Consider the following 14,075-nt stretch of genomic DNA (forward strand, 5'->3'; position numbering starts at 1 on the left):
GCCGATCTCTAGAATGCGAGGTGCCACATGGCTCTGAGAACTTCCGCGGATGAAGCCGATCCAGTTATCAACGTGATCGAACAGGATTTGCCGGTTAACAGTGGCGGACCGGCTGCGTCGGACGAACGTCGGAGCAGGCTGGAATCGGCTGCACTAGCAGCCGTATCGGCTCGGCGCCGACGTGAGTTCGATGCCACCCGGGCGCGATTGCGGGAGCAGGCCATCCGTGACGATGCGATCACGCCGCAGAAGGCCGGGGCTCGGTCGCCGAGCGGGACGCCGGCCGACGTGGATCTGTTCGGTGTGCCGCTCGACCAACCGCCCGAACGCGTACGCAAGCGTTACTTGCGCGCGGGCAATCAGTATTTCCTGAAGGACGCGCCGTATCAACTCGCGTTCGAAGATCTAGGGCCATATCTCGTCACCGAGCACAACCGACCCGACGTCATCGAGTCGATGATTGACATGGTGCATGCCAAATCGTGGCGGCGCATTCGTGTCTCGGGCCATGAGGTGTTTCGTAGCGAGGCGTGGTTGCAGGGCACGCTGCGTGGCATTGAAGTGAGCGGCTACGAGCCGAAAGCAGCAGATCTGGCCCGTCTGACAGATGTGCGGCAGGCGCGGTTGGACAATCGCATCGAAGTGGTTGCGCAAGTCGGGGTGGCAACTGCCGAGAGTGGGCCGGCTCGCGCAGATGATCCAGCTATGGTTTCAAGCGCGCCCCGAGTCGACGTAGGCACGAATGGCGACCCTAACTCTCCATCCACATCGGTCCGTGTGTCGGCATCGGAACCGCCTATTCCTGAAGGCAGCCAGAGCGCTGCGCACGACGAAGCTGATCTGCCGCGGCGATACGTTGGAGAACTGCGTGAGCATGGTGGCGCCCCGTATCAGCATAATCCAGCGCGCAGCGACTCGTACTACGTCGTGTTTCGCGATGTGGCGGGCGTTGATCAAGTCGTGTGGGGTGTGGATCTCGAGCGTGCGGTGCGCGAGGCGAATGCCGAGATCGGACAGCAGGTGATACTCGAAAATCTTGGCAAACGTCTCGTCACCGTGCGAATGCCAATCCTGGATGACGAAGGAAGGGTGATCGGTGAAGACGAGAAGGTCGTGCATCGCAATACCTGGCAGGTAGAGACTGTGCAGCGAGGTCATGACGTCGCAGTCTCACAGAAGCCGAACTATTCGCGGGATGACCAAGCCCGATCTACAGATTCATTCGGTGCTCCAGTCGACGAAACAGCGCCGCACGGCAGTCACGATGCGCGCCATTTAAGTAGCGAACGGGCATTGCATGTAGCCGTGCTGACGGCCGCCATGCGCGAACAGGGTTTCAGCGAGCGCTCCGTTACCCGTGTGCGGCAGCACGCTGAACGCATGCTGGCGGCGTTCCAGCGCGAAGGCATTCCGGTCCCGACGCCGAAGGTATTCGATCCGAGCGCGCCATCGGGCCGGAATCGTCGCAAGCATCAGGCTTCCGAACGCACGCCTGCCCGCGAACTCGAGCGCACGCCAGCCGAGCCGTCGCGATCATCACCCTCTCGCTGAGGTGAATCGTGGTCGTGCGCGAGCGTTTGTGCGTCGAACTTGGGGCAATCAGGTTGCGCTGGGACGACTGGTGCGCTCGCCGAGGTTTGACGGCGGGCGAGGGCGCGCGTCAGTTGATCGCAACGGCTATCGGCGACGATGCGGACGGCGAATCCGGCACGACCATATGTCGCTTACCTCTACCGATCGTTGGGGAGCCGCGTCATCGCATCGAAATCCGACTGACCAGCGCGGAGCTGAATGCGGTCGAGCGGTGCGCCGCAGCAATGGGTCTGCGCAGTAATCGCTGGATAGTCTCGCTGGTTCGGGCGCAATTGAGCCGGGAACCGCAATTGGGCGAGCCAGAATTGAGTGCGCTGTCCGTATCAAACCAGCGACTTGCTGAGATCGGCCGTTTGTTGGGCCAACTTGCACGTGCCAACGAAACCGAACCAGTGCCTCGAGATTTAATGTCCGAATGGGCGCAATTGCGAGAGCACGTTGACGAACACCTGCATACGGCGGCCGCGATTATGCGCGCGAACCTCGATCGCTGGAGCCGCTGACATGCCATACCCGAAAATCTACATCGACGCGATGCTCGTGAACTGGGGCGATCGCCTGTTTCATGATCCGCTACGACATGCGCAAGCGTCGCGGCTCTCACATGTGGGTATTCGCAACGCTGCCGCTCGCATGCGTGCGCAGGTCGCCCGCACGCTCAGGCGCTCTCCTGAAGTCATGGTGAAGATTACCAACAAGGCAGCGAGTGCGCAGGGCATGGGAGCCGTACGTCGACATCTGCGCTATATCTCTCGTAACGGCCGGACCGAACTGGAGGATCAGAACGGTGACCGGATTGAAGGCAATGATGCGCTGAGTGATCTCATGAAGACCTGGCAACTCGGCGGGTGGGGTATCCCCGAGACCAGCACGCGGCGCGAGACGTTCAACATCCTGCTGTCGATGCCACCGGGAACGGATCGGAAAGCAGTGCGCGATGCGGCGCGAGATTTCGCGGCGCTTGAGTTCGGTGACGGAAGGGCATACGTTTTCGCCGCGCACAATGACGAAGCGCATCCGCATGTGCATCTGAGCGTACAGGTACGTGGTCCGGACGGCCATCGCCTGAATCCCCGCCATAAGGATCTTCAGCGATGGCGTGAGCGTTTTGCGGAGAAGTTGCGTGAGCATGGTGTCGAGGCGAATGCGACGCCTCGGCGTGTGCGCGGTGTGACGCAGCGCTATCCGAAGCAGCCGGTCGTCCATATGGTTGCGCGTGGCGAAACGCCGAGGTACTGGAAATCGATGCCGACCGATGCTCAGCGCGATGCAGTATGGGTCGCGCAAGGTGGCGTATTTACCGCCTGGCGAGAAATTGCCTACGCAATGGCGAGGTCGAGTGTGCGTGAGGATCGCTCGATGGCCGTTGAAATGGCGTACTTCGTCGGGTCCATGCCGGTGCAACGAGATCGACCAATGGTAGGGCGTGCGCCGGATGACAGGAGCGAGATGCCGGATCGTCAGGTGTCAGATGCCGTGGAGCGTTCAGGCGGCGCTAGGCAGGATGTGGAGCGTTGACGGTCACAGCGTTGGGGTCATTCCCGATCGGAAAGCCACGCTGGTCCGGCCTTGAATGTCACGACGAGCAGAAACAGGAACGTGATCGCGAGAAGCGGGATGCCGTAGACTGCCACCGGAAAAAACAGCACAAGCTGCAGGATCGATCCGGGAACACCGTACGTCAGCGCCGTGTTTCTGACGTTTTCGTAGATCAACCGGATGACTGCCGCAAGCCCCATTGCCATGAGGACGAGACCCGCCCACATCGATTCGTGATGCAGTAGTGCGGTTCCCCATCCGACGTATCCCCACCATGTGAGATTAATGCCGACTGCGGCAAGCCAAAATCCACGTGCCGTGAAGAAACTGTAACCGTACTGACGTCGCGAGTGACGACTAAAAAGCCGAATGCTCTTTGCAATCGCGATGACTGTACCGAAGATGATCGCAAGTTTAAGAAATCCCACAGAACATTCCTCCAGAACGTGGCGCCCGATCAGGCCACCTCCTTTGTCGACATGAACAGCTCTACAGCGAAATGTGATGTGTCGACTGCCCTTCCTTCCAATATAGTCGGCTAGGCCGTGGATGAACAATCTCGACTTCGTAAACTTCAGAAGGGTAGGTTCAATGGATCGTAGCAACACCTTCCTATTAGTATCGAACGAGGGAGGGTTGACGAATGGCACAAATGGGACGGCCAGGGTTGCGGCCAGAAGGCAAGGCAGAGGTTTGGCGGCGGTGGCGAGCAGGCGAATCGTTTCTTGGCATCGGGGCGGCGCTAGGCAAGCCTGCAGGCTCGATCTACGGCGTGATCCGACTATGCGGAGGGTACACCCCTGCTGCTCGTAAGCGGTCGTTGCGGGCATTGACCTTGAGCGAGCGTGAAGAGATCTCGCGCGGCGCCTCGGCTGGACTGTCAATTCGAGCGATTGCCCGCCAGTTGAACCGTGCGCCCTCCACAATTTCCCGTGAGATTGCGCGTAACGGTGGAACAGGCCACTATCGAGCTTTGGAAGCGGATGCGCGGGCCTTGCAGTCTGCTCTGCGCCCCAAACGCTGCCTTCTGGAGCAGAACCGGCGCTTGCGTTATGCGGTCGAGCGTAAGCTTTGCCGCGAATGGTCCCCAGAGCAAGTGAGCGGTTGGCTTAAGCACCGATATGCCGATGACGAGGCGATGCGCGTGTCTCACGAGACGATCTATCGCAGCCTGTTTGTGCAAGCGCGCGGCGTTCTGAAGAAGGAACTGCAGTATCACTTGCGGACCCAACGTAAGATGCGTCACTCGCGCTTCTCCAGCTCGAAGGGTGCTCGCAATAAGATTGCTGACGCGGTTTCTATTCACGAGCGACCACCTGAAGCCGCCGACCGTGCAGTGCCCGGTCATTGGGAAGGAGATCTCGTCAGTGGCGCCAACAATACTCATGTCGCCACTTTGGTGGAGCGGCGCTCGCGATTCACTATCATCGTCAAGGTCAAGGGAAAGGACACGGTGAGCGTTGTGGCGGGCCTGAAGCGCGAGGTTAGGCGGCTGCCGCAGCATCTACGCAAGTCCCTCACCTGGGACCGGGGCATGGAGCTGGCGAACCACAAAGACTTCACGATCGCCACGGATGTGAAGGTCTACTTCTGCGACCCGCGGAGTCCTTGGCAACGTGGCACCAACGAAAACACGAACCGGCTCCTGCGTCAGTACTTGCCCCACGGTACGAAACTTGATCAATATTCGCAGACGGATCTGAACAAAATTGCAGCGCGGCTCAATGAAAGACCCAGAAAAACATTGGGCTTCATGTCTCCGGCCGATAAGCTACGCGAGGCTGTTGCAGCGACTCATTGAACCTACCAGGTCGTTGTTCAGCAAATCTCCGCGTGCTTGAGAGCTAAGGTTCTCACGATGAACGAAGAAATGGACGAATGTGGACAACATCGGAGTGCTTGGTAGTGCATGCTGTAGTCGTTGATCTAGAAAACACTTTGGACGTCAGATCGGACTTGATTTTTCGAGGAGCATTGCAATGGTGCCAAAAACCGGCGCAAGCCTATCCTGCAATTCCGCTTCTTTTGTCCTTTTATCTCGTCGTTCGTCAATTGCCACGCACGATGCGGTGTGGTCATGCAGAAAGATGGAGCCGTGGCTGCAAAAAGACGTGTTCATAGCGAGCAGGAAGGGCGCACGTCTCGCGCCGAAAAACGATCCGCCTGTAATCAAAAGCAGCGAACGGCACGAGTTGCGTCATGTCAATCCTTTGGCCAGGTGACGTAGGAAAACGAAGCGTTGTGAACGACGTGACCGATCGGGGCCGTCACACACAGTGCAACAAAAGCGACTGATTGAAAACGTGACCGCGTCAGTGTGGGCGCGAACTCAACCAGTAGGCGGCGACGCGGATGCGGAGTAAGTCGCAGCGGTCGAATGCAGAGGTTTGCTCCTCGAGCCGCACTCACATGACCAGATTCGTCTGGCTCCGATCGTCGTTTGTAACTTAAGGCATGGTCGATCGCGAGTTGGTGTCGCCTCAGCGCGACGACACAAAATATTTTGCGATGCCGTTCAATTCCGGCCCGTTCCCATGCGGTCCGATGCGCTAAGTTCGGCTTTTTTCGGGCATTGACGGCCATCATTGCGATCAGCAAGATGGTATTAAGGCAGTGTGTCGAGGCGGATCATGCCGGTCGTAAAGCACTTTACTCAAGCGCAATGGGACGCGGTAGCTCGCCGTCTCGACGCGCTGCCACCAAAGCCTACACACGAGCATCACGTCACTGTGCGTGAGGCGGTGAATGCAATGCGGCCGCAGATCAACGGCGCGCAACAGAAGGGCTACACATTCGAAGAAATCGTTCAGCAGATGGCGGAAGAGGGCGTGGGCATCAGCGCCAGCACTTTGCGCTACGCGATGCAACGCGTAGCGAAGGATCACAAGGCCGGGCGTTTGGAAAGAGCCGCCCCACCGGGTCAGGCTACTGCGCCACCGCGAATCAAGAAGCCGAAACAAACAAGACTGCCGTCTCTCGATCAAGTAGAGAATCGAGACCGAAAGGATAGTCGAAGGGCGACGACCAATTCGGGGGCCATGGTGATTCAGAATGCGTTCTCGTTCGAGATTGTGCCTGACACCGAGAACCTGTAGAGGAAGTGTATGACGACGATTTATCCAATCTATCTGGTGGGCGGCAGCAAGGGCGGTGTGGGTAAGAGCATTGTCTCGCTCGCGCTGGCCGACTACCTCCAGCGCCGTGATTTTCCTGTCGCGCTGGTCGAAACCGATACGTCCAATCCCGACGTGATGAAAGCGATTCAGGACGAGGTACCGTGCGTCGCCTACAGTTTGGACGAAGCAGAAGGCTGGATCGGCCTGGTCAACTTATGCGACTTACGCCGAGACGCAGCCATTGTTGTCAACACGGCGGCGCGCAGCCAAACGGGTATTACCCGTTTTGGCGCGACACTTGCCAGTACGCTCAGCGAACTGCGGCGCGAACTCATCGTGCTGTGGGTAATCAACCGGCAGCGCGATAGTTTGGAATTACTGCGCGCGTTCAGTCCGACATTCCCCCAGGCGACGATCCATGTCGTGCGCAACGGTCATTTCGGCACGCCGGACAAGTTCACGCTGTATCAGGCGTCGCAATTACGCAAAACGATCGAAGCACGAGGACGCACACTCGACTTCCCGGATCTGGCGGATCGTGTCGCGGACGAACTGCGTAGTCAGCGGATGTCGATTCGCGTCGCGTCGGAGACGATGCACATCGGCGAGCGGGCAGAACTGCTGCGCTGGCGCGCGCTGTGCGACATGATCTTCTCGACCATGATTGATAACGCCGGGACCAATGATGAGCCGTAGGCGGCCAGTCGAGCCACTGATTCGCCTGTTTCAGGAGATATCCGGCGAGGTTCCGGACGACACGAGTCTGGCCCGGATGCGTCGGGTATCGGGCGTCCTGAACCTGCACGACAACGACGCGCTCTGGTCCATCATCGCGGTGCTCGAATACTACGCGCGCCTGTATGAGGCAATGCCGGAGCGTATTCGATGGGCGAGCGAGGGTAGTCTCGAAGCGGCTCGGCGGGAAATCGGTGGCGCGAACGATGCGTTAATGCAACAACACCGCAGCGCGCTTGAACGGTGCAAGGCGACGATCACGGTGGCGGAGGACCTGATTCAGGAACATGAGGCGCGGTACCGGGAAGTGTTGGCGAATCTCAATGAGGCGGCACTGACGGCGCTCGGCACACGGCTGACCAGTCAGGTTGTGCGCTCGGCCGGCAATCGAATGATCGGTGCGGCGGCAATTTCGGGGCGCGCACAGCGTGAGCGGCTGGATGAGACGATCGGTCGGTTCGACAAAGCGTTGGACACGGCGGCGGCGCGGATGGACATGATGGCGACGGCGATGGAACGACGTTTTGTGCGTGCGATGCGGTGTCTATGGTTGGCGAGCGCAACGGTCCTCTGCTTGATGCTGCTGGTTGCGAGTGGTTGGATGGACGGGCGGTCAGGGCACCACGCGTCGGGTACGGTTAGCCAAGCGGCGCAGGGCAGGTCAGCATACGGCAGGCCCTGAAGTGCGCTGCCATATGCTGTGTTGCGTCATTGGATGAGGATCAACAGTTACGCGACGTCCGGGTCAGTTTGTGCAGCGGTTACCGATTCGGTGGTCGGAAAAGGCCACGGCGGCTGTTCGGCGGTTCCGGTAGACGGCTCGGCGTCGTGAGGCGTGTGGTTGACGGGGTTGTGGTCATTTCCGCCGTTCTCGTTTGTATCGACGTCCTCGCCATCGCTGTCATCCTCGTCGTCGCGGTGGACAGCCCATGAGGGCGATGCCGGAATCTCGCGATCGGTGAGGATTTCCGGGAGCCATGCGACCTTCGCGAGGCGCAGTTCCGCCGCCGCCGCCGCTGCAGCGTCGCTCTTTTTCATCTTCGCGAGGTCCGCCGCGATCTTGGGAGAAACCGCACCAGACACGACCTCCGCGATGCGCGCCTTACTGACATGGTCGAAGTACGCGGTGCGCGTTGGTGTCCAGTACCGGGCCATATCAAGATTCAGTGCATCGGCCAGTGCGTTAATCGCGTGTGGCGCTTCGGATGTCGCAATACCATCGAGCACGGTTCCTGTGCAAAACGCGAGTAGGTCGAGCAAGGTCGTGTACGCGTCCTGCCTGAGCAACCATGGCAGCAGATCGGCTTGGCTTGCTGGCAGTTCCGCGATCCAGCGTGTGCGTTGCGTCTCGATAGTGTTCCAGGCCGGGCTGACAGGGAGGTCGTCTGCCGCGTGCAGAAGACTATCGCGATTGTTGTTTCCAGAGAGCGCCAGATAGCGCGGTGCGCAGGCATGGCCGTAGTGCTCGGGCACTGCTTGCGGAATCAAGTGCTGCAGCAGCGCAGCGATCGCCACGGTAGGCTGCGCAATCAGTTCCGCATGGACGGCGGCGGTGCGATGTGCGGTGAGTCGCTGGCAGAGTGTTGCGCTATGGATGGGCTTGACCTTGGCCGGTGCATCTGCCGTGTCCGGCGCTTCGGTTGTGGGCGTGCCGGTTACGGTCCCGCCCGCCGCGACGAGTGTCGCGCTGTCCTCGCGCCGTACGAGACCGCGTTCGATGTCCAGTTCGCCCTGTGAGCCGACGATCACGAATGCCCCGGCCTCTGCCATTTGCGATGCATCCCACACGATAGTGCTGGTTTCAAGGGCGCGGATCGCGGCTTCGACCTGTCCGATCTCGGCGTCCAGACGTTCGGCTGCGTCATAGGCATCGTCGTCGTCTTCCGTCAATGCATCGAGTTTGTTGCTCAGTTCGGTCTGCTGCGCGGTCAGCGCGTCGAGTTCGCGTTGCTCCTCGTCGCTGTAGGGACGGTGGACAGGGCGCAGTCTGCCGTAACGGTTCAGTTCCAGCATGTCGCGTTCGACACGCGTTTCCGTCCAACCCCAGCCTTCGGTACGCAGCGTTTCGGCCGCCGCGTCGAGTTTTTGCGCGGCAAGGTTCTGCAGCAGGTCGGCGTCCGCAATGTAGCCCGCATGCTCGTCGTCGCTAAAGAGGTCCCGGCGCACATAGCCGCCCGCTGCCTCATAGGCGGCGAGGCCGACGAAGCGTACGAGGCGGCTGCGGCTCGCATCGATCTCGGCGCGGGTGATCGCCTGCCGCAGATAGTGTGGCTGACGTTGCCACTCGTTGGCCTCGAACCACAGATGCTCCTGCGTGTCGTGATCGTCCGTGAGCGCGAGTGCGGCAAGCTGGTCGAGCGTGATTGAGTCCTCGCGCAGCAGCGCCAGTAGCTTGGGCGACACGTTGGCGAGCTTCATGCGCCGTTTGACGGTAATGGGCGACGCTGAAAAGAGCGCCGCGATGTAATCGACGCTGCGGCCTTCGTCTGCCAGCATCCGATACGCGCGCAGCACGTCGAACGGGTCGAGTCCTTCTCGCTCGCCGTTCTCGATCAGCGATATGGCGAGCGCTTCACCTTCGCTGACGATGCGCACTGGTACCGGATAGTCGGCGGCGATGTGCTTCTGCTCGAACAGCAGATCGAGAGCGGCTTCGCGTCGCTGCCCCGCGCACACGCCATATTTGCGGTGCTTTCCGCGTGCCCCCTTGATTTCGTGGACTACGAGGTTTTGCAGTAGCCCTTTGGCGCGAACGTTGGCAGCTAGTCCAGCGATGCCGGATGGCGGCTTCGTACGCACGTTTAATGGTGAGCGTTGCAAACTGGAATACGGCACCGTCACGACCGGCTGCTCATTGCCGAAGTTCGTTTCGAGCGCCGCGGAGGCAGATGTGACGGTTTCAACAGATTGGGCTTGCATGATCGACTCCTGATAGTAGGAAGGAAGATGCCGGGCCAGTAAGGTGCGGATGCGTCAGGACGTGACCCGACGGGCGTCATGGCGCAAAACTGAACAGCAGGGCGACGCGGACGCGCCGCCCGTCAGTTGTTACGCCTTCATCTGGCGCATGGCGTCCGCGAGCATCCACAGCGCGCGGTTGAGCTTCACGTTCTGGTCGATACCGGTAATGGGTCGCGTCGACATGGCGCGGCCCGAGCGGGAGCGGCCATGCAGGCCGCCCTTGGTCAGGTTTTCCTGCACCCGGTTAAAGACAGTCCAGAGATCGTCGCGGCGATCTTCGAAACGGCGCGGGGCAAGCAACTGGCTTTCGCAGATGGGAGCCGGGGCTTCGGCGTCGGTCGGGTCGTACCGCAGCGTGAGCGCGGAGCGGGCGAACGCGTGCTGTTCGTCGCGGTCGAGCGTCACCGAGCGCATGCCGTCTTTCTGTTCGCGGATCAGATCGAACCCGTCGAGCACGTCGAATGCACCGTTGATCACGTTCTGCACCACGTTGCCTTTGTGCGGCACGCGGATATCGGCGATGTTTTCGCCTGCGACCATGCCGTTCTGGCAGACAAAGCGGAATGTGCCGGCGAGCATCTGGTAACTGCTGGTGCCGTCGTGCGAGTTCAACAGTACGATTTCGTCGGCCTCTTCGCCGGTGATTTGGTCGGCATGGCGCAGCCGGAGCATGTGCTTGGTGAATTCGCGCTTGCCAGTGTCACGTACGCGGGTCTGACAGATCATGAACGGTTGAAAGCCTTCGTTGCGCAGGCCGCGCAGCACATCGATGGTGGGAATGTAGGTGTAGCGTTCGGAGCGGCTTTCATGCTTGCCATCCGCGAAGACGGACGGGGCAACGCGACGAATCTGGTCGTCCGAAAGGGGCGAATCCGCGCGAAGCATCGGGGCGCTGTAATGGAAAGAGGAAGCGAGTTGCATGGCAATCTCCACAGTCAAGGTTGAGGACCTGAACCGGGCGAGGGGATGTGCCTTGCCGTTGCGGCTGGACACCTCCCGGTGGAACTCGGGGTTGGCTTTGCTGCCGCCAGGCTCCCGGGTTTCCGCCCGTGCGACTCGAGGAGCCGATAGCGGGCAGGCGTCAAGGAAAAAGGCGAGGGAGGGGTGCGGGCAACACGGTCCCGCGCCCCTTGATGGCTGACCGCTATCGGCTACGGTCGCGGGTCAAGGGCGGGAAGCTGGGAGTCGGGTGCATGCCATGCCGCGGGTTGACCGGGCCTTGGGGTAGCTGCGAGACTCGGAATTTTCCAACTAAGACCGGGACGGAAATTGAGCCAGCCTCAGGTGCATAGATGCCTAGGAAAACGCCGGCCGCGGCGGGGTGGCAAGTAATATGAATGCGAACGAGACGTTCGACAAGCTATGAGCGCTTATCGACCACGCCACGGGCATCGTTTCCACGGGCTGCATATCAAGAACTTCGACATGATCGGCTATTCAACCTCGCTCGACGCGGCTTCCCCGGACCACATTACCGGCCGCGGCCGCGGTGTGATCGACTATCGGCCGATAGCCGCTACTGCGCGGCAGCGCGACGTGCGATACCTGTTCGTCGAACACGATCCGAGGTGAGGTGTTCCCATTCCGGTGGACATGGTCGCGCGTGTATTCGAATTCTTCGAAAGCGTGGTTTGACGGGGAGTCTGTAAATCCAGGACGGCGACTCGGGAAGCGGCATCGCCGGTCCTGATTGCAGGCTATTGGAACGTGATGAACTGCGCGGACGACCACACCTTGCTGTCGTTGCGCTGCCGACCGAAGAAATACACGGGACGGTATCCGAACGATGCGTTGCGAGGCGCGACGTCGATGCTGCCTGCCAGATCGACGGGCAGCGCCTGGTCCGTCAGACGTTCGACCGCGACGAACAGCTCCGTGCCGCCGAGCGCATGCGTCGCCGTTTCGCGTGCGAGCAGTTCCGCGCCGCTGATTTCGAAGCGGAACGCGGGCGCGTGCACGAACGGATTGCGCTGCAGCGGATCGCCGACCTTCGCGAAGCTGTCGATCGTGCCTTCGACCACGATCGTCGCGGCGGCCAGATTGCCGATGTCGAGCTCGATGCTGTCCGCGTCGCCGTAGGTGTCGCTGCGGAACTCGATGTCGGTCGCGCCGGTGCGCCAGGCCGATTCCTCAAGATGCTCGAACCCGTTCGACCCGAAGCGATGGATCGTGCCGTTGACGATCCGGATCCGGCCGCGCCACGCGGCCCAGCGATAGCGGTCGCGGATGCGTGCGCCGCCCCAGCGCACCCGGACCAGACGCTCCGCATAACCGAGTTCCGCGTGCAGGTTGCGTTCCCACAGCAAGCCGTCGTGATCGTAGGCGGCCACGTATTCCCAGCCCGATTGGCCGAGCAGCCGGTAGTCGAGCCGCGCCGGCCCTTCGTGCGCGAATGCGTCGCCTTGCCGGTGATCGCCGCAGCGAACCAGCAGCGCACTGTGCTCGCCGGTGGTCGCCCACGTGTGCCGCGCGCGCAGGGCTTCGCCGACGTGCTGTCGATCGAGTGCGGGCGCGAGCACGCCCGTCAGCCCGCCATGCACGCCGAACACCTGCACGCCGGGTGCGCCGCCGCCGGGCCGGCCGCGATGTTCGTCGCCGCTGGCCGCGACGCCGAGCTGATAGCCGCGTTCGATCACGTCCTGGTACAGCCAGCCGAAATGGCCCCATGACGATGCGATTTCGACGAGGCGTTCAAGCTCCGGATGGTGCCAGTCGGGGATATAACGGCGGCCGCCGACGTGCGGCATCACCAGATGTTGCACGGCATCGTCCGCGTATGCATCCCACAGTTCCTCGACGGGCCAGCGGCCGAGTTCGACCGCGTTCCCGTTCATGTCCTCGTTCCAGACCAGCGTACGGTTGTGCTCGCCACGCGCGTTGTACGGAAAATCTGGTCGAGCGTCGCCGAGGAACACCACGTTGTGGTCGCCGCCTGCGGTCGAGCTGCCGCACCATTCCTGCACCGGATACGCGACGAAGCGCCCCGGCTCGTTGAAGCGTTCGACCGCGTCGACGCCGAGCCGCCAGTTCTCGTCGGTGATCTGGAAATCGTTCGCGGTGTAGCCGAGCACGTCGATGCCGCCGATGTCGCGTGCGTAGCGCGCGTTGTACTCGGGGCTGTTGGTGCCGACCGTGTCATGCGCGTGCACATGAAGATCCGCATACAGCGCGCGCGGCGCGGGCAGTGACGCATCGATCGTCAGCCACGCTTCGGCCGCGCGTACGTCCGCGCGTGCGGGCACGTCGGCCACGATGCGCAGCGTGCCCGCGTCGACCGGCAGGTCGTCCACCGCGCAGCTCGCGAAGCCCGCGTCGGGCAGCGCGTGTTCGCGCCGGTAGACGATCTCGCCGCGGGCGTCATACGCAACGACACGCGCATGACCGCCGACGTCGTGGCACGCGTTGCCCCAGCGGTCCTGCAGCGACAGCCGGAACGGGGCGCGCGTGCCGGGCCGCACGAAGCGCGGGCCGTTCAGCAGCACGTCGGACGGTGCGCCGGCCCGGATGTCGATCGATACGTCGCCGGGCACCGCGACGAAGCGCGACGTGCCGAGCGGATCGACGTAGAGCCGGAAGCGGAAGTTGTCTTCGGCGAAGGTCTGCACGCGCGTGCCGGAGCCGCGGCGGCGGTCGCCGAGGCGGATCACGATCCGGTCGCCGGCATTCACGTAGCCGTCGACGACGTCGACGATCACGGCCTTCTGGAACGGCCGCTCGTGCCCCTTCTGGTCGAAGCGCACGTTCAGCGCCTGCACGGTGGCCGGGCTTTGGCCCGGCACGAGCGGCGCCGCGTGGTATTCGGCGCTGATGTAGTTCGCGGCGCTCGGGTCGCTCGTCTGGAACAGCGCCCAGTCCGAATAGAACTTGAAGGTCGCCTTCAGCCAGCCGCCGTCGGCGATGCCGGACGAGCCGACCTCGTAGTCGAGCACGATCTCGCTCCACTCGCCGGCTTCGAGGCGCGTGACGTTGCATTGCACGCGTCCGGCGAACGGCAGGCGCTTGTGGCGCTCGTACAGGCCTTGGGGCGCGACGTGCGGGCCCAGGCGGTCGCGCAGCGCGGCGGCGCGCGCATCGACGGTATCGAGGGTGTCGTTGGATTCGTTCATGGGGAATGCGAGGAGATGTCGATGG

13 protein-coding genes are annotated in these 14,075 nt (G+C 61.8%); 9 read left to right on the forward strand and 4 right to left on the reverse strand.

What is annotated here, in order from left to right; all coding sequences use genetic code 11:
• Positions 1-27: 27 nt before the first annotated feature.
• From BDO18943_RS04615 to BDO18943_RS04625, 3 genes are read left to right on the forward strand one after another with little or no spacing between them, the layout of a single operon-like run.
• Complete coding sequence (locus BDO18943_RS04615; protein WP_175021430.1) at positions 28-1,551, forward strand: LPD7 domain-containing protein; 1,524 nt, start codon at positions 28-30, stop codon at positions 1,549-1,551.
• A 14-nt stretch (positions 1,552-1,565) separates the two neighbouring features.
• Positions 1,566-2,096, forward strand: coding sequence for a plasmid stabilization protein (locus BDO18943_RS04620; protein WP_235995813.1), 531 nt, complete (start codon positions 1,566-1,568; stop codon positions 2,094-2,096).
• Position 2,097: 1 nt separating this feature from the next.
• Positions 2,098-3,111, forward strand: a complete 1,014-nt coding sequence (locus BDO18943_RS04625; RefSeq protein ID WP_175021432.1) for a relaxase/mobilization nuclease domain-containing protein — start codon at positions 2,098-2,100, stop codon at positions 3,109-3,111.
• A gap of 17 nt (positions 3,112-3,128) precedes the next feature.
• Here the strand turns inward: BDO18943_RS04625 and BDO18943_RS04630 are convergent, their stop codons facing one another.
• The gene (locus BDO18943_RS04630) at positions 3,129-3,560 is read right to left on the reverse strand and encodes a hypothetical protein (protein WP_175021433.1); all 432 of its coding nucleotides are present in this window, start codon (positions 3,558-3,560) and stop codon (positions 3,129-3,131) included.
• Between the two features lie 215 nt (positions 3,561-3,775).
• Between BDO18943_RS04630 and BDO18943_RS04635 the strand changes: the two genes are divergently transcribed.
• The 5 genes from BDO18943_RS04635 to BDO18943_RS04655 all read left to right on the forward strand — a co-directional run bounded on the left by BDO18943_RS04635 (position 3,776) and on the right by BDO18943_RS04655 (position 7,665).
• The gene (locus tag BDO18943_RS04635) at positions 3,776-4,933 is read left to right on the forward strand and encodes an IS30 family transposase (protein ID WP_175021434.1); all 1,158 of its coding nucleotides are present in this window, start codon (positions 3,776-3,778) and stop codon (positions 4,931-4,933) included.
• Positions 4,934-5,111: 178 nt separating this feature from the next.
• Positions 5,112-5,354 carry a hypothetical protein gene (locus BDO18943_RS04640; protein ID WP_175021435.1) on the forward strand — a complete coding sequence of 81 codons (243 nt, stop codon included), beginning with the start codon at positions 5,112-5,114 and terminating at the stop codon, positions 5,352-5,354.
• A 408-nt stretch (positions 5,355-5,762) separates the two neighbouring features.
• Positions 5,763-6,227: a hypothetical protein gene (locus BDO18943_RS04645; RefSeq protein WP_175021436.1), complete on the forward strand. Its 465-nt coding sequence runs from the start codon at positions 5,763-5,765 to the stop codon at positions 6,225-6,227.
• A gap of 9 nt (positions 6,228-6,236) precedes the next feature.
• Complete coding sequence (locus tag BDO18943_RS04650; protein WP_175021437.1) at positions 6,237-6,944, forward strand: nucleotide-binding protein; 708 nt, start codon at positions 6,237-6,239, stop codon at positions 6,942-6,944.
• 76 nt (positions 6,945-7,020) lie between these two features.
• Positions 7,021-7,665 carry a hypothetical protein gene (locus BDO18943_RS04655; protein WP_175021438.1) on the forward strand — a complete coding sequence of 215 codons (645 nt, stop codon included), beginning with the start codon at positions 7,021-7,023 and terminating at the stop codon, positions 7,663-7,665.
• Between the two features lie 47 nt (positions 7,666-7,712).
• On the opposite strand, the gene BDO18943_RS04660 is transcribed toward BDO18943_RS04655, so the two are convergent.
• Both BDO18943_RS04660 and BDO18943_RS04665 read right to left on the reverse strand, forming a co-directional pair.
• Entirely contained in the window at positions 7,713-9,902 is a 2,190-nt protein-coding gene (locus BDO18943_RS04660) for a ParB/RepB/Spo0J family partition protein (RefSeq protein WP_175021439.1), read from the reverse strand.
• Positions 9,903-10,031: 129 nt separating this feature from the next.
• A complete protein-coding gene (locus BDO18943_RS04665) occupies positions 10,032-10,865 on the reverse strand; it encodes a DUF932 domain-containing protein (RefSeq protein WP_175021440.1) in 834 nt (277 codons plus the stop codon).
• Between the two features lie 441 nt (positions 10,866-11,306).
• On the opposite strand from BDO18943_RS04665, the gene BDO18943_RS04670 reads away from it, so the two are divergent.
• Positions 11,307-11,516: a hypothetical protein gene (locus tag BDO18943_RS04670; RefSeq protein WP_210771940.1), complete on the forward strand. Its 210-nt coding sequence runs from the start codon at positions 11,307-11,309 to the stop codon at positions 11,514-11,516.
• Positions 11,517-11,641: 125 nt separating this feature from the next.
• On the opposite strand, the gene BDO18943_RS04675 is transcribed toward BDO18943_RS04670, so the two are convergent.
• Positions 11,642-14,050 carry a hypothetical protein gene (locus BDO18943_RS04675; protein ID WP_175021442.1) on the reverse strand — a complete coding sequence of 803 codons (2,409 nt, stop codon included), beginning with the start codon at positions 14,048-14,050 and terminating at the stop codon, positions 11,642-11,644.
• Between the last annotated feature and the right edge of the window lie 25 nt (positions 14,051-14,075).

Origin of the sequence: Burkholderia aenigmatica, from assembly GCF_902499175.1 — a bacterium.
Lineage (GTDB): Bacteria > Pseudomonadota > Gammaproteobacteria > Burkholderiales > Burkholderiaceae > Burkholderia > Burkholderia aenigmatica.